Annotated in this window: 19 protein-coding genes; 8 read left to right on the top strand and 11 right to left on the bottom strand. The window is 63.1% G+C overall.

Features of this window, described 5'->3' with window-relative positions:
* Positions 1–65 precede the first annotated feature (65 nt).
* From NKH83_RS24035 to NKH83_RS24015, 5 genes are all read right to left on the bottom strand, one after another.
* A complete protein-coding gene (locus NKH83_RS24035; RefSeq protein ID WP_352807851.1) occupies positions 66–1,172 on the bottom strand; it encodes a mandelate racemase/muconate lactonizing enzyme family protein in 1,107 nt (368 codons plus the stop codon).
* A 56-nt stretch (positions 1,173–1,228) separates the two neighbouring features.
* Positions 1,229–1,960, bottom strand: coding sequence for a GntR family transcriptional regulator (locus NKH83_RS24030; RefSeq protein ID WP_352807850.1), 732 nt, complete (start codon positions 1,958–1,960; stop codon positions 1,229–1,231).
* A 280-nt stretch (positions 1,961–2,240) separates the two neighbouring features.
* On the bottom strand, positions 2,241–3,395 hold the full coding sequence (locus tag NKH83_RS24025; protein ID WP_254820387.1) for an efflux RND transporter periplasmic adaptor subunit: 1,155 nt from the start codon (positions 3,393–3,395) through the stop codon (positions 2,241–2,243).
* A 16-nt stretch (positions 3,396–3,411) separates the two neighbouring features.
* Positions 3,412–6,591 carry an efflux RND transporter permease subunit gene (locus NKH83_RS24020; RefSeq protein WP_352807849.1) on the bottom strand — a complete coding sequence of 1,060 codons (3,180 nt, stop codon included), beginning with the start codon at positions 6,589–6,591 and terminating at the stop codon, positions 3,412–3,414.
* Positions 6,585–6,860 carry a hypothetical protein gene (locus NKH83_RS24015; RefSeq protein ID WP_352476600.1) on the bottom strand — a complete coding sequence of 92 codons (276 nt, stop codon included), beginning with the start codon at positions 6,858–6,860 and terminating at the stop codon, positions 6,585–6,587. The genes NKH83_RS24020 and NKH83_RS24015 overlap by 7 nt, the downstream gene beginning before the upstream one ends.
* A gap of 251 nt (positions 6,861–7,111) precedes the next feature.
* Here NKH83_RS24015 and NKH83_RS24010 point away from each other — a divergent pair, with 251 nt between their 5' ends.
* Positions 7,112–7,693, top strand: a complete 582-nt coding sequence (locus tag NKH83_RS24010) for a TetR/AcrR family transcriptional regulator (RefSeq protein WP_031211029.1) — start codon at positions 7,112–7,114, stop codon at positions 7,691–7,693.
* A 544-nt stretch (positions 7,694–8,237) separates the two neighbouring features.
* Here the strand turns inward: NKH83_RS24010 and NKH83_RS24005 are convergent.
* From NKH83_RS24005 to NKH83_RS23980, 6 genes are all read right to left on the bottom strand, one after another.
* Complete coding sequence (locus NKH83_RS24005) at positions 8,238–9,260, bottom strand: LacI family DNA-binding transcriptional regulator (protein ID WP_352476602.1); 1,023 nt, start codon at positions 9,258–9,260, stop codon at positions 8,238–8,240.
* A 57-nt stretch (positions 9,261–9,317) separates the two neighbouring features.
* Complete coding sequence (locus tag NKH83_RS24000) at positions 9,318–10,112, bottom strand: ATP-binding cassette domain-containing protein (RefSeq protein ID WP_254820391.1); 795 nt, start codon at positions 10,110–10,112, stop codon at positions 9,318–9,320.
* A 3-nt stretch (positions 10,113–10,115) separates the two neighbouring features.
* Entirely contained in the window at positions 10,116–11,102 is a 987-nt protein-coding gene (locus NKH83_RS23995) for an ABC transporter permease (protein ID WP_254820392.1), read from the bottom strand.
* Positions 11,103–11,208: 106 nt separating this feature from the next.
* Complete coding sequence (locus NKH83_RS23990; protein WP_254820393.1) at positions 11,209–12,141, bottom strand: sugar ABC transporter substrate-binding protein; 933 nt, start codon at positions 12,139–12,141, stop codon at positions 11,209–11,211.
* 251 nt (positions 12,142–12,392) lie between these two features.
* On the bottom strand, positions 12,393–13,187 hold the full coding sequence (locus tag NKH83_RS23985) for an SDR family oxidoreductase (protein WP_254820394.1): 795 nt from the start codon (positions 13,185–13,187) through the stop codon (positions 12,393–12,395).
* A gap of 77 nt (positions 13,188–13,264) precedes the next feature.
* Complete coding sequence (locus NKH83_RS23980) at positions 13,265–14,422, bottom strand: fumarylacetoacetate hydrolase family protein (RefSeq protein ID WP_352737098.1); 1,158 nt, start codon at positions 14,420–14,422, stop codon at positions 13,265–13,267.
* 226 nt (positions 14,423–14,648) lie between these two features.
* Between NKH83_RS23980 and NKH83_RS23975 the strand changes: the two genes are divergently transcribed.
* The 7 genes from NKH83_RS23975 to NKH83_RS23945 all read left to right on the top strand — a co-directional run bounded on the left by NKH83_RS23975 (position 14,649) and on the right by NKH83_RS23945 (position 21,544).
* A complete protein-coding gene (locus tag NKH83_RS23975; protein WP_352807848.1) occupies positions 14,649–15,932 on the top strand; it encodes an NAD(P)/FAD-dependent oxidoreductase in 1,284 nt (427 codons plus the stop codon).
* Between the two features lie 83 nt (positions 15,933–16,015).
* On the top strand, positions 16,016–16,903 hold the full coding sequence (locus NKH83_RS23970) for an ABC transporter permease (RefSeq protein WP_352807847.1): 888 nt from the start codon (positions 16,016–16,018) through the stop codon (positions 16,901–16,903).
* On the top strand, positions 16,900–17,778 hold the full coding sequence (locus NKH83_RS23965) for an ABC transporter permease (RefSeq protein ID WP_352807846.1): 879 nt from the start codon (positions 16,900–16,902) through the stop codon (positions 17,776–17,778). Before NKH83_RS23970 ends, NKH83_RS23965 begins: the two co-directional genes overlap by 4 nt.
* Entirely contained in the window at positions 17,763–18,833 is a 1,071-nt protein-coding gene (locus tag NKH83_RS23960) for an ABC transporter substrate-binding protein (RefSeq protein WP_352807845.1), read from the top strand. Before NKH83_RS23965 ends, NKH83_RS23960 begins: the two co-directional genes overlap by 16 nt.
* Positions 18,834–19,008: 175 nt before the next feature.
* Positions 19,009–19,617 (top strand): cupin domain-containing protein, encoded by a 609-nt coding sequence (locus NKH83_RS23955; RefSeq protein ID WP_254820400.1) that lies wholly within the window; start codon positions 19,009–19,011, stop codon positions 19,615–19,617.
* On the top strand, positions 19,607–20,692 hold the full coding sequence (locus NKH83_RS23950; RefSeq protein WP_352807844.1) for an ABC transporter ATP-binding protein: 1,086 nt from the start codon (positions 19,607–19,609) through the stop codon (positions 20,690–20,692). Before NKH83_RS23955 ends, NKH83_RS23950 begins: the two co-directional genes overlap by 11 nt.
* Before the next feature lie 216 nt (positions 20,693–20,908).
* Complete coding sequence (locus NKH83_RS23945; protein ID WP_352807843.1) at positions 20,909–21,544, top strand: 2'-5' RNA ligase family protein; 636 nt, start codon at positions 20,909–20,911, stop codon at positions 21,542–21,544.
* The last annotated feature ends 47 nt before the right edge of the window (positions 21,545–21,591 follow it).

Genomic DNA, 21,591 nt, shown 5'->3' with positions numbered 1-21,591 from the left:
ACCGTGCCTCCGCAGTTAGAAGGACGCGGCATATTCAGGTTGATTCGGTGCAACCTTATTGCAGCTCAGCTGCCGATTTCGAAGAAGGGCGCACCGAGCAGGCCGGGAACGACATCGATGCCGAGGCCCGGCCCATCCGGAATGCCCATACGGCTTCCCGAAACCGGCGGCATGTTGGATGCGGTGCGCACCGTCACCCATTCGTGAAAGGCGATGGCGTGCAGCCGGCGCTCCTCCGGCGTCGACAGCGACAGATGCGCCATGGCCGATGTGTCGATCTCGGCGCCGCCAGTGTCCTCGACCGTGATCATGAAGCCGAGGTCGACGGCAAGGTCGCGGATCTGGCGCGTTTTGGTGACGCCGCCAAGGCGTGAGATCTTCAGCGTCAGCCCGTCGGCGGCCCCCTTGCGATGGATGTCGAGCATATCGTCCAGCGAGGCGACGGATTCGTCGAGCACCATCGGCTTGTCGAGCGAGCGGCGCACCGACAGGCATTCGTCGATCGTCGTGCAGGGCTGCTCGAACGTGTAGTCGATGGTGCGCGTCGCATCGGCGAACTGGCGCGCCTGGTAAGGCGTCCAGCCGGCATTGGCGTCGCAGAAGATGACGGTGCCCTTCGGCACGGCGGCGGCGACGGCTGTGACGCGTTCGATGTCGTCATGGACGTTGCCGCCGACCTTGACTTGCAGCCGATGAAAGCCGTCGTTGACGATGCGCTTGGCGAGTGCGGCCATCGCGTCGACGGTGCCGTGGGTGACGACCTTGTAGAGTTCGGCCGTCTCGCTCTCGCGTCCGCCAAGCAGCGTGACCAGCGGCACGTCGGCGGCGCGCGCCGCGAGATCCGAGCATGCCATGTCGAGCGCCGACTTGACGTAGGGATGGCCCTTGAACACCGTGTCCATCAGCCTGTTGATACTGGCAAGCCCGCGTGGGTCATGGCCGATGAGATGCGGCGCGATCTCGACGACGCCGGCGCGCGTGCCGGCGGCGAAGGCAGGCGAATAGAAGTTGCCGAGCGGCGCCATCTCGCCCCAGCCGGTGAGCCCGTTATCGGTGGTGACGGCGACGATCACCGCGTCGAACGCATCGGCCACGCGCCCCTTGGACATACGATAGGGCCCGTCAACGAAGGGCTGCACGACATGGTAGGCCTTGATGGTTTTGATCTGCACGTTTTCTGTCCGTTATCTGCGGTATTAAGGGTGGCCCGCCAAGCTTATCGGGCTCGTCACGCGGTTTCTGGCCGGCCGCGGGTCAGGCTTGCACGATCAGCGTCATTTGGGCGGCATCGCTCCAGCCCGCGCGCATAGGCGAGCAGTTCTTCGAAATCGAAATCGATGTGCTCCTTGGCGTGGCGCTGGGCAGCGCGCATGTCGCTGCCCTTGAGCAGCCGTACATAGGTCTCGTGAGCATCTTCGGCAGGCACCGGCTCGTTGCGCGCCCGCTGGTGCAGCGCGAAATACATCTGCAGCCGGCTGGTCAGCCGCTGCCACGTCTCAAGCAGCACAGAATTGTCGGCCCATTCGTGGATCAGGCCATGCAGTTGCAGCGCCGTTTCGATCTGCCGCGTCGTGTCCAGTTCGCGCGTCGCCTGCTTCACCGCCGCATGGCGCCGGTCGAGCTCGTCGAAGAAGCGCTGGTCGCGAAGCGGCCATGTCCGCGCGATGGCGAATTCGTCGAGCACCTTGTTGAGCGAATAGGCATCGTCGATGTCCTTGGCGGTAACGTCGATGACGAAGGTTCCGGCGTAGGGGATGCTGGTCAGGATGCCTTCCTGCACCAATTCGCGCATCGCCTCGCGCAGCGGCGCGCGGCTCACCCGCATCTGCTCGGAAATCCTGAGTTCGTTGAGTTTCTGCCCCGGTTCCAACTGGCCGGTCAGGATCGCCCGCCGGAGCAGCGCCACGATCTCGGCGCGTCTTGTCGTGTCGGCGATCGGACTGAAATCCAGCGTTGCCATTCCGGCTGCTCCAGCAAACCGAAAGGAAAAACAGATTGTCGACAATCTTACAAGAGGCGGGTCGTGGATTTCTTGACTTCCGCTTGGCCGCGGCTTGCGGCGCAGGCAAGGCCGTCAGGCCGCACGGCAGCAAAAACCGACCCGCTGAACATCACGCGGGCTTCTCGAAGCCGGCCTATGTAGCGCTTTCCCCAGGGAATTGCGTAAAACGAAACATAGCAAAACGGCGCCCTTGGCGTGGGAGCCGAGGGCGCCGCGGGACCGGACCTGATGGGGGTTATCAGGTGGCCGGTTTCTCGGGCAGCGGCGAGACCGGCATTCCCGGGCCGATCTTCTGCAGATTGCCGGTAATGACCCGGTCGCCTTCGGCCACACCGCTCAAGATGGCGACCTGATCGCCATTGGTCGGTCCGAGCGAAACGATACGCTGGTCGACCGTGTTGTCCTTGCCGACGACATAGAGGTATTTGCCGAGCTGGCCTGAGCCGAGTGCCGTCTGCGGTACCATCAGCGCATCGGGCTGCTCTTTGACGTGCAGCCGGACGCGGACATATTGGCCGGGGAGCAGCGTGAACTTGGCGTTGCCGATCGTCGCCCGTGCCGTGATCGTGCCGGTCGAGCGATCGATCGTGTTGTCTATGAAGGTAAGATCGCCCTTCTGGCGCGGTTCCGTTTCACCGGGAAGCAGGACGTCGACGCTGATCGGTCCCGCGGCCCGGGCTTCCTCGATCTGTGTCAGGTCGGTCTCGCTCGGATTGAAGGTGACGTAGATCGGATCGAGCTGCACCAGGGAGTTGAGCACGGTGCCGGCAACGCTGACCAGCGTTCCGACGGAAGCCTGGCTGCGTCCGATGCGTCCCGCGAATGGGGCACGGATTTCGGTATAGCTCAAATTGAGTTCGGCGGTCCGCAAGGCGGCCTGGTTCACGGCGAGCGAGGCCTGAGCCTCACGCAAGGTGCTGGTGCGCTGGTCGAACACGTCCTTGGCGAGATAGCCGCTCTTGGCGAGCTCGCTGCCGCGCCCGAGATTGGAGCGCGCATAGTCGAGTGTTGCCGTGTCGCGCTGGATAAGCGCCTTCGCCTGCTCGAGGGCAGCCTGGAAATCCTCAGGGGCGATCTTGTAGAGAAGGTCGCCCTTCGCAACGTCACTGCCGTCGATGGCGACCTGCTCCTGCAGGTAGCCTGGCACGCGCGCCTGCAGCGTGATGCTGCGGATCGGCTCCACCCGGGCGGCGTAGTCGAGATAGATCGGGATCGTCTTCTTGACGACGCTCACCACCGGCACCGGCATGACGAAGGCTTCCGGCTTGGGTGTTGCCGCCCCGGCTGTGCCGGCGTTGAGGCTGAGGCTGCCCATGTCGAGCAGGTGAACGCTCGCCACCGAAATCGCCCCAAGGGCGACGGCCGTTCCCAGCGCGATTTTCCATTTACGCATGATCAATTCTCCAGTCCTATTCAGCCGCTTCGGCCAATGGCTCGAAGGCGGGTTCGGCAGTTGGTTGTTCGGTCGCTTCGGAAACCGGTTCGCTCTCGCTGCGGCGCTCGCGCAGCTGCTCGATCACCGCATAGAAGACCGGCACGAACACCAGCGACAGGATCGTCGCCGCGACCATGCCGCCAAAGACGGTGGTGCCGATCGACTGCCGGCTTGCGGCACCCGCACCTGTGGCGAACATCAGCGGCAGCACGCCGAGGATGAAGGCGAAGGCGGTCATCAGGATCGGTCGCAGCCGAAGCCGCGCCGCTTCCATTGCGGCGTCGACGATGCTGAGGCCTTCTTCGCGCCGGCGCCGGGCAAACTCCACGATCAGAATCGCGTTCTTGGCCGCCAGTCCGATCAGCATGACGAAGCCGATCTGCGAATAGACGTCGATCTGCATGCCGCGCAGCCACAGCACGACGAACGCACCGAACAATGCGAGCGGCACCGCCAGCAGCACCATGAACGGCATCGCCCAGCTCTCATACTGCGCGGCGAGGATCAGGAAGACGAAGACGATTGCAAGGCCGAAGACGACGGATGCGATCGATCCTGCCTTGAGCTCCTGATAGGTGATGCCGGTCCATTCGTAGCCGAAATCTCTCGGCAATGCCGTGGCAGCGGCACGCTCCATCGCCGCCACCGCCTGGCCGGACGAAAAGCCGGGGGCGGCGCCGCCATTGATCAGCGCCGACGCATTGTTGTTGTAATGCGGCACGGTCTCGGGGCCGACGATCGGCACGAGCTTGCCCAACGTGCTCAACGGCACCATGCCACCCGACGCATTGCGGACATAGAGCCGCGATATGTCGGCCGGACCGGCGCGAGAGTCCTTGTCGGCCTGGATCGTCACCCGGAAGGTGCGGCCGAACAGGTTGAAATCGTTCACATAGAGCGAGCCGAGATAGATCTGCAGCGTGTTGAAGACGTCCGGCAGGTTGAGCCCGAGCAGCTTCGCCTTGGCGCGATCGAGATCGTAGTTGAACTGCGGCGTCGAGGTCGAGAACGACGAGAACAATTGCTGCGGGTTGAGCTCCGGCTGCTTGCGCGCCTCGGCAATCACCGCTTGCGTCGCATCGTTGAGCGCCACGCTGCCGCGGCCGGTCAGGTCCTCGACCTGGAACTCGAAGCCACCAGTGGTGCCGATGCCCGGGATCGACGGCGGGTCGAAGCTCAGCGCAAAAGCCTCCGGAATTTGCAACAGCTTGTTGCGCACGTCGGCCACGAGCTTCGAGGCGCTCTGGTCGGGGCCGCGTTCGTCCCATGGCTTCAGGATCGCGAATTCGACCGCCGAGTTCGACTGCGCGGCACTGGTCAGGAAGTTCAAGCCGCTGATCGAGCCGACGATATCGACGCCGGGCGTGTTTTGCAGGATGTCGCGCGCCTTTTGCGCCACTGCATCGGTGCGTTCCAGCGAGGCCCCGTCGGGGAGCTGGATGACGACGAAGAAATAGCCCTGGTCCTCGACCGGAAGGAAGGTCGACGGCAGGCGCTGCCAGACGAAATAGGTCGCGACAAGTCCGGCCGCGAACACGCCGAGCATGATCCAGCGCAGGCGGATGAGAATGCGTACGCCATTCGCATAGGCATGCGCCAGCCGTTCGAAGCCCATGTTGAACCAGCGGAACAGCACGAACTGTGTTTCCGGCCGGTGGCGCAGGAAGGCGGCGCTGAGCGACGGGGTAAGCGTCAGCGAGACGAAAGCCGAGATGCCGAAGGAGATCGCCACGGTCAGGGCGAACTGGTTGTAGAGTCGGCCGGACACGCCGGGAATGAAGGCGACCGGCACGAACACGGCCATCAGCACGGCAGTCGTGGCGATGATCGGGCCAGTGACCTCGGCCATCGCCGTGCGCGTGGCGGCCAGAGGTTTGAGGCCGGCCTCAAGTTGGCGTTCGACATTCTCGACGACGACGATGGCGTCGTCGACGACGAGGCCGATCGCCAGCACCATGCCGAGCAGGCTGAGCATGTTCAGCGAGAAGCCAAGCATATGCATGACGGCCAGCGTCGTCACCAGCGACACCGGAATTGCGATCGTCGGGATGATCGTGGTGCGCCAGCTTTGCAGGAAGATGAACACCACGGCGACCACCAGGACCAGCGCTTCGCCGAGCGTGATCAGCACGTCGTGCATTGAGGCCGAAACGAAACGTGTCGTATCGTAATGCATGGCGTAGCTGACGCCCTTCGGGAAACGGGCTGACAGCTCCTGCATCTTGTCCTTGACGCGCTGCTGCAGATCGAGCGCGTTGGAGCCCGGCATCTGGTAGACCGCGAGCACCACCGTCGGGTCCTTGCCGAAGAAGGCCGACGACGAATATTGCAGCGCACCGAGTTCGATGCGCGCAACGTCGCGCAGCCTGACCAGCGAGCCGTTGGCGGTATTGGCCCGCACGACGATGTCGCCGAACTCCTTGGGATCGCTCAGCCTGCCGACGGCGTTGACCTGCATCTCGAAGGCAGTGCCGGCCGGAGCCGGTGATTGCCCGATCTTGCCGGCCGCCACCTGGACGTTCTGCTCGGCGACGGCGTTCTGCACGTCGACGGCGGTAATGCCGAGATTGGCGAGCTTGTCGGGGTCGAGCCAAATGCGCATCGAATAGCGCCGCTCGCCGAAGATCTGCACGTCGCCGACGCCGGGCAGCCGCTTCAGCGGATCGACCACCTGCAGATAGGCGAGATTGCTCAGCGCGACCGGGTTGACGGAACCGTCCGGCGAGGTGAGGTCGACGATCAGGACGAAGTTCGGGTTCTGCTTCTTGATCGTCACGCCGCCCTGATTGACGATGGCCGGCAACGAGGAAGCCGCCTGCGAAACGCGGTTCTGGACGTCGACGGCCGCCGTGCTCAGATCGTAGCCGACGTCGAAGGTGATGGTGATCGTCGACGAGCCGTCATTGGAGCTCGACGACGACATATAGATCATGCCTTGGACGCCGTTGATCTGCTGTTCGAGCGGTGTCGTCACCGTGTCGGCGACGACCTGCGCGCTGGCGCCCGGGTAGTGGGCGCTGACCACGACCTGGGGCGGCGTGATGTCCGGAAATTGCGAGACCGGCAGAAGGAAATAAGAGATTCCCCCGGCGAGCACCATGATGATGGCGATCGCCGACGCAAAGATCGGACGATGGATGAAGAAGTTTACCATGAGATGCACGCCTCGCCCGATGCTCTGGCCCGGCCGAAGGCCTTGGCCACCCTGGACAGCCGCCGGCTGCGCGTTGAGCCGGAATCTTCTAGAAAGCCGAAATCTTGCAGGGGACGACGCGGCGCATTGCGGCGCTCGGCCTGCTCGTCCGCCAGCGCACGCAGCATCGCCTCGAAAGACCGCGGGTCGACGCGGTCGGCTTTCATCAGCATGCGGATCATCGGATCCCTCACGACTTCATCGATCGTCAGATCATTGCGCTGCGACATCGAAGCGGCTCCTGGTTTTGGCGATCCGCGGCAAGCCGCGGATCGGGTGTTCTCTTGCTCGCCGGCCGAGGCCGTGAGGTGCGGTTCGTGCCCTTGCCGATCGGGGCGGGGCTGATCGCCGGCACTTGCGAGTTTGACATGATGCAATGCGGGTGTTACAGGTAAGTAACATCGGTAACGTTACAGACCGGTAACACCCTAGTCAAGAGGTGCACCGAGGGAATTTCGGAAACGCAATCACGGAGGTTTTGATGACAGACGGTGTTGTGGAGCGTGTTCGCCCCCGGGACAGGATCCTGGAGACGGCACGGGACATGTTTCACAAGCATGGCATTCGCGGCGTCGGCATCGACGCCATCACCGAGGCCGCCGGCACCAACAAGATGACGCTCTACCGGCATTTCGAGTCCAAGGACGACCTGATCATCGAATGTCTGCGGGCGACCGCCTGCAGCGCCAACGCGATGTGGGAGAAGTTCGAGGCCGAGAATCCGGGCGACAAGCTGGCGCAACTGCACGCCTGGGTCCGGATGGCCGCCGATTGCCTGATGTCGGATCGCCGCGGTTGCGACATGGCCAACGCCGCCATCGAGCTGAGCGAGGCCGATCATCCGGCAAGGCAAGTGATCAAGGAACTCAAGGAAGCGCAGCGCGAGCGTCTGGTCTCGCTGTGTCGCGACGCGGGTATCGGACAGGCCGAGCTTCTCGCCGATACGCTGTCGCTTCTGCTCGAGGGCGCCCGCGTCAGCCTGCAAAGCGTCGGCGCCGAGGGCCCGAGCGCGCAGTTCGTCCGCATGGCGGAAGGCCTGATCACGTCTTTCAGGGCCAGATAATCTCGCAAGCGGCGAAACGATCCGCGGCGTTTCGATTGCGCGCCGTGCCGCCGGGTGATGTCTCGTCCATCGCGATGTGCCATCTCGCGTCCCCCTTGCCCCAACAGCATTGCTGGCGCGGCGTTGTTTGCTGGTCGTGAGGCAGGATAGGGCCGCTGGCGAACCGGTGAGAGTGACAAGTGTGACAGGATTCCGCCCCGATAAGCCGCGGCAGTCGCAGCGAAGCTCATCGATCCGCGGATCAGCAATTGTGTGCGGTGCCAGTCACGATCCCAGCATCGCCCGCTATCCCGGCGCCGGAACAAAAAAAGCCCGCTGCCGGGAGGAGGTGGCAGCGGGCTCGATTTCGAATACGGCACGGGAGGAGGTGTACCGCACTCAGCGTCGGCATCGCATCTGGGAGGAGTAGATGGCCGACACCTGCGAAACTATCAATTGCCCAATGATTCGGCAACCAAAAAAGTTGCATAGGTGATGTGCAGATTTGCGGTATCAACCGAATCTTAACGATCAAGGCCCGAGCGACCATCGCCCCCGCACGACATCACTGCACCGGGACATTTTCCTTGAAGATCAGGCGCGGCTCGATGAATTTCCGCGTCAGATAGGGCGCCGAGGAGGCGATCGAGCCGAGCAGGCGAATGACCGACTGTTCGGCGATCAGCCGCGCATTCTGGTCGATAACGACGTCGAGCAGATCGTCGACCAGATAGCCGCGCGTCTCGCGCGTCAGGTCATGGCAGATGAACACCGGCTTCGTCCGCGGCCTGGCTTCGAGCAATGCTTTTGCCACGCCCGAGCGCCCGGCCCCGATACAGTAGATCCCGAGCAGCTCCGGCTCGTTGTGCAGCGCCTTCATGGTCGCGGTATAACTGACCTCCGGCTCGTCGTTGATCTCGACGGCGCTGGTGACGGTCAGATTGGGGAACTCCTCGCCGAGCACGGAGCGAAAGCCCATCTCGCGTTCCTCATGGCCGCGATAGGAGCGTGATCCGACCACCATCGCCAAATGGCCCTGGCGGCCGCCGAGGAATCGTCCCATCAGCAGCGCCGCGGTGCGGCCGGCCACTCTGTTGTCGATGCCGACATAAGCTGAGCGCGGCGCGCCGGGAACGTCGGAAACCAGCGTGACCAGGCGGATGCCGGCCTCGACGATCTCGCGCAAGATGTTGCGCGTTCTCGGATGGTCGATGGCGATGACGCCGACACCGTTCGCCTTGAGAGAGAGGTTTTCGACGGCCATCTGCAAGGCACTCGGCGAGATGCCGGCGAGCTTGTGGATGCGGCAGGAGGCGACCAGCGGCAGGCGCGCCGCATAATCCTCGATGTGCCTGGCCAGATCGGCCATGAAGGCATTGCTGCCCATCGGCAGGAAGAATTCGAGATGTGCCGGCCGCGAGGGCAACGCGACCTGGTCGACGACCGGCAGATAGCCGAGCTGCTTGGCCGCCTCCATCACGCGCTGCCGGTTGGCGGCACTCGCCCCCGGCCGGTTGTTGAGCACACGGTCGACCGTCGCGGTCGACAGGCCGCAGCTCCTGGCAATATCCGAAACGGTGGCTTTCATGTCGCAACCATGTGGCGATGCGATCCAGTGCCTCGACGATAAGCCCGGCCCGGCTGCTCAGCCGGGCCGTTGCGTGCCCTCGGCCAGCGCGTCACGGATCTCCTTGTCCGACATGCCGGTGATGACGCGCTCGACTTCGGCGACGCTGGTCTTCTTCGGGTCGATATCGTCGGCGACCACCTTGCCGCGGCGCATGACGACGATGCGGTCGACCACCTGGAAGACATGATGGATGTTGTGGGCGATGAAGATGCAGGAATGGCCGGAATCGCGGGCACTGCGCACGAAGCTCAGCACCCCTTGCGTTTCGGCGACGCCGAGATTGTTGGTCGGCTCGTCGAGGATGATGAGGTCGCTGTCGAAATGCATGGCGCGCGCAATCGCCACCGCCTGCCGCTCGCCGCCGGAGAGTGAGCCGATCGGCGTGGTCGGCGGGATGTTCTTCGAGATGCCGACCTGCTTGAGCAGGTCACGGGCAACCACGTTCATCGCCTCCTGGTCCATGCGGTTGAGGAAACGCGGCGGCTTGATCGGCTCGCGTCCAAGGAACAGGTTACGGGCGATCGACAGCTGCGTCACCAACGCGGAATCCTGGTAGATCGTCTCGATGCCATGGGCGATGGCGTCGCTGGTACTGCGCAAATTCACCTTCTTGCCGCGGATAAAGATGTCGCCGCTGGTCAGCGGGACCGCGCCCGACAGCACTTTGATCAGCGTCGACTTGCCGGCGCCGTTGTCGCCGAGCAGTCCGACGATCTCTCTTTCGTTGACATGGAAATTGGCATCAACCAGCGCCTGCACGCGTCCATAGGACTTGCGGATATTTTCCATGCGGACAAGCGGTTCGGCCATGGTTCAAGTCCCTGCCTGATGCCGGCGTTCCAGCCATGAGTGGAGCGCCATCATGCCGAGGATGATGGCGCCGATGAAGATGTTGTAGGCAAGGCCCGGCACACCGATCAGCACGATGCCGTTGCGCATCACGCGCAGGATCAGGATACCGAGCACCGTGCCGATGATTGTGCCGCGCCCGCCGGTCAGCGCCGTGCCGCCGATCACTACCATGGCGATGACTTCGAGCTCGTAGCCGGTGCCGCTGTTGGGGTTGGCCGCCGAGGTACGCAGCGAGGAGATGACGCCGGCGAGCGAGGCCAGGATCGACGACAGGATGAACAGGCCGATCTTGACGCCGCTGACATTGACGCCGCGCGCCCTTGCAGCACTCGGGTTGCCGCCGGCCGCCTGGATCCAGTTGCCGGTCCGGCTCTGCGTCAGCACGTAGCCGAGCGCGATTGCGGCGGCGATGAACCAGAACAGCGACATATAGATACGGAACGGCCCGATGAAGAAATCGCCGACCAGGGCTTCCGCCAGCCAGCTGCCCTCGGCGCTCCAGGTCCGCTGCGGAAACCCGCTGGTGACGAACAAAGCGGTGCCGCGCACCACCAGCAGCATGCCAAGCGTCACCAGGAAGGACGGGATCTTGAGCTGCGTCACGAACCAGCCATTGACCAGTCCGATGAAGGCAGCGACCACCAGCGCAACGACGAAGGCGGCTTCGAGCGAGGCGACGCCGCTGTTGAACAAGGTCCACATCAGGACCGGCGAGAAGCCGAACACCGAGCCGACCGAGAGGTCGAATTCGCCTGATGTCATCAACAGCGTCATCGCCAGCGCGATCAGCCCGAGTTCGACCGTGAAGGCCAGCGTGTTCGAGATGTTTTGCGGCGACAGGAAGTCGTGGTTGATGCCCCAGAACACGGCGATCTCGATGACGAGCAGCACGAACGGCCCGAACTCAGGCCGCGCGATCGAGCGTTGGATAAGAGAACGATTTTCCACCTTGGACCCGCGATAGGATTGGATTTGGCCGAGACAGCAAGCGGTTCGGCGGAATGATGAGACTGTCACGGCCGCCAAAGCGGCCGTGACCAACTCGATCGCGGACCTATTTGCCGGACAGGATCTTGTCGTATACCGCGGCGGTGTCCTTCTCGTAGAGCGCGCCGGTGATCACGTCGAAGCCTGGCGGGATACCGCTTGCCGCCATGTTGGCGAGCGAGAGCGCGACGTAGCTGGTCGCCTGCGGATCCTGCCACTGCGCGGCATTGACGTAGCCGTTCAGCACTTCCTGGGTGGTGTCGAGCGAGTTGCCCCAGCCGACGACCGGGATTTCGCCCGGCTTGACGCCGACCTGGTCGAACACCCGCTTGATCGAACCGGTGACCAGGTCGCCGAGGCCGATAACCGCCTTGACCTTGGCCCTGTTGGCGGTGAGGTAATCGACCATGCGGTTGATCACTTCGGCCTGGTCGAGCGTCGCTTCGGTGATCTCGTAGGTGATGCCGAGCGGCTCGAACACGCTCTTGATGCCTTCCTCTTCCTGGACGCCATAGGTGGCGCCGGGAACCTCGACCGGCATCCAGACGAAGTCGCCCTTCTTCACAAGGCCCTTGTCGACCAGATACTGCGCCCAGTGCTTGCCGAAGGTGACGTTGTCGCCGCCGACATAGGCGTTGAAGTCCGCCTTCGGGTCGGGCGTGTTGAAGTTGATGATCGGGATGTTCGCCGCCCGCGCTTCCTTGACGATCTCGACAAGGCTGCCCGGATCAGGGCTGGTCGTGGTGATGCCGTCGGCCTTCGCGGAAATCGCGGCGCGAATAGCCTCCTGCTGCGACGCCACGTCGCCATTGTGGAACGATGTGTTGACAGTGTTTCCGGTGTCCGCCGCCCATTGCTTGGCGCCGGCAAGGAAGTAGGTCCAGACCGGATCGGCCGGGCCGCCATGCGAAATCCAGTAGAACGTCTTGGCCTGTGCCGCGGCCGGAATGGCCAGCGCCACTACCAAGCCAAGTACAAGCAGTCTTAGCCTCGTCAGCATTTGATTTCCTCCCATTTGAACCGAACTCCTCCTCCGACGACGATCACCGCGAAAAGCCGTGCGCGGCCAAAACGGTGGTCGCATTTTGCCAGCGTCGACCTGGGCGCATTAGAGCATTCCCTTTTTCGATCGATGGCAAGCCTCGATTGTCAATGGACGTTGGCGCAAAGCACGACGCCATCAGCAATCCCATCAGATTGCATCAGTTAGGCTGATATTTTCCGGGCGGCCGACGATCGGCCCTGCGACCGTCACGCAATGCCGCGCGGCGGCGCGCCGAGCACGGATTGCTCTAGGTCGATAAGCGTCCCGGTCATCAGCCCGGAGGCGTCGCTGAGCAGGAACAGCGTTAGCTGGGCGACTTCGTCCATGGTCAGCAATCGACCAAGCGGCAGGCCGGCGGCGGCGATCTTTGCCCAGTTTTCGCCCTTGCCCAGCGTGCGCGCCTGCATCTCTTGTTCGGCCGGCGTCGCTACCCAGCCCATGTTGATGCCGTTGACGCGGATGCGATCGGAAAGATGCGCGTTGGCAATGTTTCTGGTCAGCGTCGAAAGCGCGCCCTTGGTGGCGGAATAGATGGCAAGGTCCGGCGCACCGCAATGCGCATTCACCGACAGTATGTTGACGATGGCGCCCGCCGCCTGCCGTGTCTTCATGTCGGCTACGGCCGCTTGCATGAGGAAGAACGGCGCGCGCGCATTGACGGAAAACAACCTGTCCCAGTCGTCGATTGTGCCAGTTTCCAGCGAGGCCCGGTCGGTGAGGGCCGCAGCGTTCACCAGACAATCGATGCGGCCGAGTCTTTTGATCGCTTCCGCCATGACAGCTGCAGGCGCGGCCGGATCTCCAAGCTCGGCCTGGATGAAGACGACGGGCCGGCTTGGTCGTGAAAGCTCTTCGGCGATGCGTGCGCCACGCTCGGCATTGCGGCCGACAATGGCGATCCCTTCGCCGCCGCCGGCTGAGGCCAGCCGGGCGATGGTCTCGCCAAGCCCTTGCGTCCCGCCGGTAACGACAAGGGTCTTGCCCTCAAGAGCGACGATCAATGGACTCTCCCGAATGCCGACGAGCAGGTAATTTCCAATCAGAGAATTCTAGATCTATCGGATGTTAGGCTGGGGGACTAGATGAGGTCGGCCCTTGCGAGGTCACGCATCAGATGGCTGGCGCCGTAGGTCCAGTGTGGGCAGTCGGGTGACAGCCGCACGCGGTTGACCAAGGCACCGAACTTCTCCGAGGATATGGTGACGATGTCGCCGACCTTGTGGGTAAAGCCCTTGCCTGTTTCGCCGCGATCCTTCGACGGCACGAACATCGTGCCGAGATAGAGCGCCAGCCCGTCCGGGTATTGGTGATGTGGCCCCATGGCGGCGGCGACCAACTCTTCTGGCGAGCGGCTGATCTCGGCCATCGAACTGGCGCCTTCCAGCGAGAATCCATCCTCGCCTTCGACTTTCAACCGTACGATCGCCTGCTTCACGTCGCCGATGGAAAATGTCTCATCGAACAGCCGGATAAAGGGGCCAAGTGCTGCCGAAGCGTTGTTGTCCTTGGCTTTGCCGAGCAGCAGCGCCGAGCGCCCCTCGACGTCGCGCAGATTGACGTCGTTGCCGATCGTCGCCCCGACGATCCTGCCGCTGCTCGCGGCGATCATGGCGATCTCCGGCTCCGGATTGTTCCATGTCGAAACCGGATGCAGGCCGACATCGGCGCCGAAGCCGACCGAGGCCATCGGCTGGCATTTGGTGAAGATCTCGGCATCGGGGCCTATGCCGACTTCCAGATATTGCGACCAGGCGCCGCGCGCAATCAGCTTGGCCTTGATCTCCATCGCTTCCGGCGAGCCGGGCTTGAGCTTCGACAGATCGTGGCCGATCAGCCCGGCGATGTCGGCGCGAATGGCGTCGGCCTTGTCGGCTGAACCGCGCGCCTGCTCCTCGATCACCCGTTCGAGCAGGCTGACGACAAAGGTGACGCCAGACGCCTTGATCGCCTGCAGGTCGACGGGGGACAGCAGGTACGGTTTCCCCGGATCGCGCGCTGTCTCGAAACTGTTGGCCGCAATGGCGTCGAGCGGGCCGATCGGCCGCCCCTTTGCCGAGCGGACGTGTCCTGCCGGATCCGGCAATTCGCAAACGTCGCGTACGGTCGGTGCCACATTTGACGTGATGTCGAAGACCGTGCCGTCACGCACCGTGACCACCAGCGGATGGGAAGCATCGCTCGCCCGGGCGCGGCCCACGAAGAGGCCTTCGGCGGGCAAATGTGTGGCGTTCGTCATGGCTTGTATTTCCTGTTGTCTTGTCCTTCGGCCGCGGCACTTTCAACAAATTCCCGGCAAAGGTCTATCCCGTTTCGAAGGCCAGCTTTGTCAATCTGTTAAGGTCGTCTTGCGCTGCTGGATCGTAATCGATTTCGCCCTGCGCCAATGGCGAGCCGAAAACAGGCTGTCAAATCCATGAAATCGTCATTAGGATTTTCACTGAAAAGCGCAGCCCAGGTGACCCTTGTCCTTACGGTTTTCCGATCCGATCTGGCAAAGGCCGCGGACAGCCACCGCGTTCCAGTCGCTTTGTCCAGCCGGCCGACGCGTCGATGTCGTCATCGTCGGCGGCGGCATCCTGGGGCTGTCGACGGCCTTGCACGCTGCCCGGCTCGGCCTTGCGGTCCAGGTGCTGGAGGCCGGCGAAATTGGCAATGGCGCGTCCGGTCTGAACGGCGGTCAGGTTATTCCTGGCCTGAAATACGATCCGGACTGGCTGCTGGAGCATTTTGGTCTCGAACGCGGTGAGGCGCTCGTCAACTTTGCCGCCTCGACGGCGGACGCCGTTTTCGAAATGATCCGCGACGAAAGACTGGCGGTGCCGTTCGTCCGTAATGGCTGGATCCAGGCCGCACGCACCGAGACCGCGCTGAAAGCGGCGGCGAACCGGGATCGGCAGTGGCGGGCGCGGGGCGCCGATGTCCGGTTGCTGAGCGGGACGGTGATCGCGACGATGACCGGCGCGCAAGGCTATCTCGGCGGCTGGCTCGATCGCCGTGCCGGCGTCATCGATCCGCTCGCCTACACGTCGGAGCTGGCGCGCGTCGCTGCAGCGGCAGGCGTGAAGATCGCCGAGCGCCAGAACGTGATGCAGATCAGCAAGAATGCCGGCAATTGGCACGTTTTTACGGAAAGCGGCGCCGAACTCAAGGCCAAGGCGATTGTCCTGGCGACCAACGCCTATACCGGCGGCCTGCTTTCCGGCCTCGCCGAGACGATCGTCCCGCTGCATTCCTTTCAGATCGCGACAGCGCCGCTATCGTCCAATCTCGCGGCGGCGATCCTGCCGGAGGGGCAGGCGGTTTCGGATTCGCGCCGCATCCTCGTCTATTACCGCAAGAGTGCCGATGGTCGGCTGGTGCTTGGCGGACGCGGCCGCATGGCCTTGCCGAACAGCCCGGCCGACTGGGCGCATCTGGAACGCGCGCTGCTGCGGCTCTACCCGGCGCTGTCCGACGTGGTCATCGAAAAGCGCTGGTTCGGCCGGGTGGCAATGACGCCGGACCATCTCCCGCATATCCACGAGCCAGAGAAGGGTCTGCTGGCGGTGGTTGGCTGCCAGGGCCGCGGCATCGGCCTGATGACCGCGCTTGGCGAGCGCATTGCCTCCTATTTGTCGAGTGGCGACACCAGGCAATTGCCGTTCCCGGTCTCGCCGATCCGGCCGATTCCGTTTCACGCCTTTCGGCAGGTCGGCGTTGCCGCGACCATCGCCTGGTACCGGATGCTGGACGCCTTCGAACGCTGACGTTCATTCCCAAACGTGAAACAGCTTGACAGCTTCACGAATATGAAAAAAGCTTAGCCGATTTCAAATACCATAGGCAGTCGATGTCGACCATCGCCGCAACGCAGCCGCTGCCGGAACCCCGGTCTTCGCCGGGATTCCGCTTCGCCATGCTGCTGCCGGGCGGGCTCGTCACCTTTCTGCTGATCCTTTTCGCCCTTGGCCTGGCGTTCTTCCTGGCCTTTCGCGGCAATGACGGCTCGCTGCTGGGGACTGGTTTCACCCTTGCGAATTTCGTCACGGTGGCCACCGATCCGCTGTACTGGACGGTTACGCTGCGCTCGCTGGGCATCGCCGGCCTGGTAACGCTGGCAACCGTCGTCACGGCATATCCTGTCGCCTATTATCTGGCTTTCCATGCCGGGCGGTGGCGTGGGCTGCTGCTGTTCCTGCTGACCCTGCCGTTCTGGACCAGTTATCTGCTGCGCGTCTTCGCCTGGAAGATCGTACTTGCCTATAATGGCGTGCTGAACTCGGCGCTGATCGAAAGCGGCATCTGGTCGGAGCCGACATTGGCCTTCCTTAATACGCCGGCAGCGGTCATCGTCACGCTTGCCCACGCTTATGCCCCGTTCGCCATCCTGCCCATCTATGTGGCGCTGGACACGATCCCGAAATCGCTGCTCGAAGCCGCTTCCGATCTCGGCGCAAAACCGTTCACCAGCTTCCGCCGCATCGTGCTGCCCAATTCGATGCCGGGCGTGCTGGCGGCGGCCCTCGTCGTCTTCGTGCCGACCGTCGGCGACTATGTCACCCCGGCGTTGGTCGGCGGCCCGGCCAGCACCATGATCGGTACGCTGATCCAGGCCGAGTTCGGCAAGGCAAATGACTGGCCGTTCGGCGCCGCACTCGCCGTCGCCGTCATGCTGGTCATCCTCGCCGTGGTGCTGGTGGTGCGCTTCGCCGACCGCCGATACGGCAGCCGCACATGAACGCGGCGCGTGTCGATGCAAAACAGGGCGGCGGCTGGCTCGGCGCCTATGTCCTTGCCTATTTGATATTCCTGTATTTGCCGATATTGCTGATCCCGCTGTTTTCCTTCAACGATTCGATCCAGGCGGCGTTTCCGCTGCAAGGCTTCACGCTTGAGTGGTACGGCACGCTTTACGGCAATTCGGCGCTGTCCAGCGCGCTTGCCACCAGCCTCGTCATCGGCGCAATTGCTGCCACCGGCGCAACACTCTGCGGCGTGACCGTGTCCTATATGGACCTCTACGGCCGCTCGCCGCTGGCCGCCACGATCAGTGCTATAGCGCGGCTGCCGATCCTGATCCCAGGCGTCATCGTCGGCATATCGCTGCTCATCCTGGTCAACCTCGCCGGCTTTGGGCCGTCGCGCATTGCCATTGTGCTCGGCCATGTGTTGGTGGCGCTGCCGACGACGGTGGTGGTCATGCGCAGCCGCTTCGCCGCCATCCCGAAGACCATCCGCGAGGCAGCGCTCGACCTCGGCGCTTCCGACTGGACGACCTTCAGACGGGTGATGCTGCCGCTCAGCCTGCCTGCCATTATTTCGGCGTTCATGCTGGCCTTCCTGACCTCCTTCGACGAGTTCATCGTCGCCTTCTTCCTTGCCGGCACCGAGCCGACGCTGCCGCTTCATATCTGGAGCCAGCTGCGCTTCCCGAAATCGCTGCCGACCGTCATGGCGCTCGGCACTTCGATCCTGGCCGTGTCGTTCCTCATCGCCGCGCTCGCCGAAATGCTGCGCCATCGCGGGCTTGCTGCCACCCGGCGGTCAGCGCCCGCCAACCTGTCAAAACCAGAAGAAACCGAAGGAGGAGAACTGCAATGGCATTCGACCTGAAATCGATAACGGCAAAGACAGCGAAAACCGGACTGGCTGCCTTCGCGCTGGCGCTTGCGTCGACTGTCGCCTTTGCCGGGGACAAGCTGCAATATTTCACCTGGTCGGGTTATGAACTGCCCGACTTCAACAAGAGCTTCCTCGCCGCGCACCCCGACGGTGTCGAAGCCTCGATGTTTGGCGACGACGATGACGCTTTCACCAAGGTCAAGGCCGGCTTCCGCCCCGATATCGCGCACCCATGCTATGACAAGGTGGCGCGCTGGAACAAGGAAGGCCTGCTGCAGCCGATCGACACCAAGCGCATCAAGAACTGGGATTCGATCTTCCCGGTCTTCAAGAACCTGCCCGACCTGCAGGCCGGCGACGGCAAGGTCTGGATGGTGCCGTGGGACTGGGGCAACACCTCGATCCTCTACCGCACCGATCTGGTGAAGAACCCGGAAGCCAGCTGGAACCTGCTTTGGGACAAGCAATATGCCGGGCGTATGGCGACCATCGATGCCGTCCACGACACACCGGTGGTGGCGGCCCTTCTCGCCGGCGTCAATCCATTCGACATGACACCGGAACAGATGGACAAGGTGGCAGAAAAACTTCGCGAGCAGCGCCCGCTGCTCTCGAACTACACCACCGACATGACCTCGGTCGAACAGGCATTGGCAAGCGGGCAGCTGGTCGCGGCCATGACCTGGAACGCCTCGGCCACCTCGCTGAAGAAGCAGGGCGTGCCTGTGGAGTTCATGAAGCCGAAAGAAGGCATGCTGACCTGGGCTTGCGGCTTCGTCATGCTCAAGGACGCCAAGAACGTCGACCTAGCCTATGACTTCATCAACAGCCGGCTGGAGACGGATTCCGGAAAGTATCTGATCCAGGCCTACGGCTATGGAAGCTCGATCAGCTCGGCTTTCGCCGCCGTGCCGAAGGAGGAGTTGGAGAAACTGCAGCTGCCTTCCGATCCCGAGGTGATGCTGAAGACCACGATCTTTACCGGGCCGATGAAACAGAATGACGAACTCGCCAAGATGTTCGAGAAGGTCAAGGCAGGCGGCTGAGTTCGTACTTCCTTCTCCCCTTGCGGGAGAAGTGTCGCCGAAGGCGACGGATGAGGGGTGTTCCAGATGGCACCGACGGCACTCCGGCCAACACCCCTCATCCGTCTCGGCACTTCGCGTCGATCCACCTTCTCCCACAAGGGGAGGGAAAACCTTACCAAACAAGGACGAACGAATGGACATGCTGGACGAAGCGGCTGAGAAGCCGAAGGACGACGCCGACGTCAGGGTCGGCCGGCGCGTGCGGGCGCTCAGGCTGGAGCGCAATCTCTCGCTGGCCGAACTCGCCGCCAAAGCCGGTGTGTCGATCGGTGCGCTGAGCCAGATCGAGCGCGGCATGTCGTCATTGCGGGTGCGAGTGATCTGGCCGCTCGCCGCCGCACTCGACATCGAGCCGTCGGCGCTGATCGTTGACGGCAACGATGCCGGCAACGATCTTTATTGCGTGCGCGCCAACAGCCGGCGTCAGATCCCGGTCAAGTCGGAAGGCATCGCCAAGGCGCTGCTGTCGCCGCCGGCTGCCACGCTGACCGGCATGCTGGTGACGGTGGAAGCCGGTGGCGGCACCGCCGAAGCCTACGCCCATGCCGGCCATGAATTCGGCTTCGTACTGTCGGGCGAGGTCGAGCTGGTGGTCGATTCGACCAGATACGGGCTGAAGGCCGGTGACAGCTTCGCCTTCAAGAGCACCTTGCTGCATGCCTTCCGCAATCCGGGCAGCGAGCGCTGCCAGATCCTGTGGGTCAACACCACCAAGCCGTCCGAGGTTCGCGATGGCGCCTGATCCGCTCGTCCGGCTGGACAAGGTCTCCAAGATTTTCCCCGGCGGCATCGTCGGGCTCGACACCGTCGATCTCGATATTTCGCGCGGCGAGTTCCTGACCCTGCTCGGACCGTCCGGCTGCGGCAAGACCACCAGCCTGCGGGTCATCGCTGGTTTCGAAAGCCCGTCGAGCGGCAGGGTCCTGCTCGAAGGGCGCGACATCACGGGGCTCAGGCCCTTCGACCGCCCGGTCAACACCGTATTCCAGGACTACGCGCTGTTTCCGCACATGAACGTCGCCGAAAATGTAGGCTTCGGCTTGTCGCTGCGCAAGCTCGCGGGTGCCGAACAGGCAAAGCGCGTCGGCGCAGCGCTCGACATGGTCGGCCTTGCCGACAAGCTCGGCGCCCGCGTGTCCGAATTGTCGGGTGGCCAGCGCCAGCGCGTCGCGCTTGCCCGCGCCATAGTCTGCGAACCGCGCGTGCTGCTGCTCGACGAGCCGCTGTCGGCGCTCGATGCGCATCTGCGCGAACAGATGCAGGTCGAGTTGAAGCGCCTGCAGTCGCGCCTCGGCACCACTTTCGTCATGGTCACGCATGACCAGACCGAGGCGCTGTCGATCTCTGACCGCATCGTCGTCATGAACAAAGGCCGCATCGAGCAGATCGCGCCGCCGGCGACCCTCTACGACCGGCCCGCCACCAAATTCGTCGCCAGCTTCATCGGCACGATGAACCTTCTGCAGTCGCGCTTTGTCGGCCGCGACGGCGAGCGCTTGCGGTTCGCCGCCGGCGCCCTGCCGCTGGAAGCGGTTTCGGAGACGGGCGAATTGCCTGGCGAGGGCACGGTGCGCACCATCGGCGTGCGTCCGGAGGATCTTTTGGCGACGACCGAGGCCACGGCCGGCACTGTACCGGTGCGGGTGAACAGCATCGTCTTCCACGGCCGCACCTTGCGCCTTCATGCAGAGCTGGGGCAGGGGACACAGGTGGTGATCGACGCGCCACGCCCGACAGAGGGTTTTCAATTCAGCGTCGGCGATGTGGCGCATATCAGCCTGCGCCGCGGCGCCAACTGCCCTATGCTGCCCAGCTAGTCTGATTTTCAACTTCCAGAAAACCGGAGTGTTCCCCACATTATCGGCAACGGCGGCGCAGACTTCGAATTCCTGCTCGGCAGGGCTTCCTCGACCGCTGAAATCGCGGGTGTTGGCGCGGAACGCATTCAGCGCCCGTTGCGTTTCCATTTGACGAGTTCTCTGTTTGTTCTAAATCTCTCGGTCGGATACAATTTGCCGGACGAGAGATCAATTATGAGTGGGCAACCTGCATTCGGAACCGCGAACAACGGCCAGACCTTTTTCCGATGGGAGGGGTCCAAGCGACGTTTCGACGACCGCATATTCTTCGCCATCTTGGCTGAGAGCGCGGTCGCTGGTCCCTTGGCGCGAAAGGCTATCGCCTTGGATCGAGAGTTAGGGCTGCAAGGCTGGTTTGTTCCGGAAAACCACATCCATATCTCGCTCGTCGGCCTCGGTGACCATGATGGGTATCCGGAAAAGCTGGTTGAAATCGCTCGGCATATCGGCTCGATGATCGTTGCAAAACCGTTCGATGTTTCTTTCGATCGCCTGACGGCTTTTGGTGGTGGTTCGCTGGTTCTGCGCAACGGTGACAGCAATCCAGCGCTCCAAGAATTCTGGCGCAATCTCACCGCTCTGATTTCCGACAGCCCGCTAAAGCTCTTTCTCACGAAGTCCATTGAACCGCATGTTACGCTGCTTCGTGACGAAGTCCGTGTCCCCAGGATTCGCGAACGGTCGATTGATCCAATTGGCTGGACAGTCCGGGATTTTGTGCTGATCCACAGTGTAATCGGCAAGGGGATTTACCGCGAGAGCGCACGTTGGCAATTGAACGGCCAAGACGATGCCTTGGCCGGGATGTAGAGCCCCCGCACGATATTCATCATCCTGACATGGTATGTCAGCTGTCT

The sequence above is a fragment of the Mesorhizobium sp. M0909 genome, assembly GCF_040319515.1.
In the GTDB taxonomy this organism is placed as follows: Bacteria; Pseudomonadota; Alphaproteobacteria; order Rhizobiales; family Rhizobiaceae; genus Mesorhizobium.
The sequence above is the reverse complement of the archived record's forward strand: the minus strand, read 5'-3'. Positions and strand labels throughout refer to the sequence as shown.

Excerpts from the sequence above, each read along its gene's own strand:
- NKH83_RS24030 (WP_352807850.1), bottom strand. The coding sequence starts at position 1,960 with ATGGCAACGCTGGATTTCAGTCCGATCGCCGACACGACAAGACGCGCC.
- NKH83_RS24025 (WP_254820387.1), bottom strand. The coding sequence starts at position 3,395 with ATGCGTAAATGGAAAATCGCGCTGGGAACGGCCGTCGCCCTTGGGGCG.
- NKH83_RS24020 (WP_352807849.1), bottom strand. The coding sequence starts at position 6,591 with ATGGTAAACTTCTTCATCCATCGTCCGATCTTTGCGTCGGCGATCGCC.
- NKH83_RS24015 (WP_352476600.1), bottom strand. The coding sequence starts at position 6,860 with ATGTCGCAGCGCAATGATCTGACGATCGATGAAGTCGTGAGGGATCCG.
- NKH83_RS24010 (WP_031211029.1), top strand. The coding sequence starts at position 7,112 with ATGACAGACGGTGTTGTGGAGCGTGTTCGCCCCCGGGACAGGATCCTG.
- NKH83_RS24005 (WP_352476602.1), bottom strand. The coding sequence starts at position 9,260 with ATGAAAGCCACCGTTTCGGATATTGCCAGGAGCTGCGGCCTGTCGACC.
- NKH83_RS24000 (WP_254820391.1), bottom strand. The coding sequence starts at position 10,112 with ATGGCCGAACCGCTTGTCCGCATGGAAAATATCCGCAAGTCCTATGGA.
- NKH83_RS23990 (WP_254820393.1), bottom strand. The coding sequence starts at position 12,141 with ATGCTGACGAGGCTAAGACTGCTTGTACTTGGCTTGGTAGTGGCGCTG.
- NKH83_RS23980 (WP_352737098.1), bottom strand. The coding sequence starts at position 14,422 with ATGACGAACGCCACACATTTGCCCGCCGAAGGCCTCTTCGTGGGCCGC.
- NKH83_RS23970 (WP_352807847.1), top strand. The coding sequence starts at position 16,016 with ATGTCGACCATCGCCGCAACGCAGCCGCTGCCGGAACCCCGGTCTTCG.
- NKH83_RS23965 (WP_352807846.1), top strand. The coding sequence starts at position 16,900 with ATGAACGCGGCGCGTGTCGATGCAAAACAGGGCGGCGGCTGGCTCGGC.
- NKH83_RS23960 (WP_352807845.1), top strand. The coding sequence starts at position 17,763 with ATGGCATTCGACCTGAAATCGATAACGGCAAAGACAGCGAAAACCGGA.
- NKH83_RS23955 (WP_254820400.1), top strand. The coding sequence starts at position 19,009 with ATGGACATGCTGGACGAAGCGGCTGAGAAGCCGAAGGACGACGCCGAC.
- NKH83_RS23950 (WP_352807844.1), top strand. The coding sequence starts at position 19,607 with ATGGCGCCTGATCCGCTCGTCCGGCTGGACAAGGTCTCCAAGATTTTC.
- NKH83_RS23945 (WP_352807843.1), top strand. The coding sequence starts at position 20,909 with ATGAGTGGGCAACCTGCATTCGGAACCGCGAACAACGGCCAGACCTTT.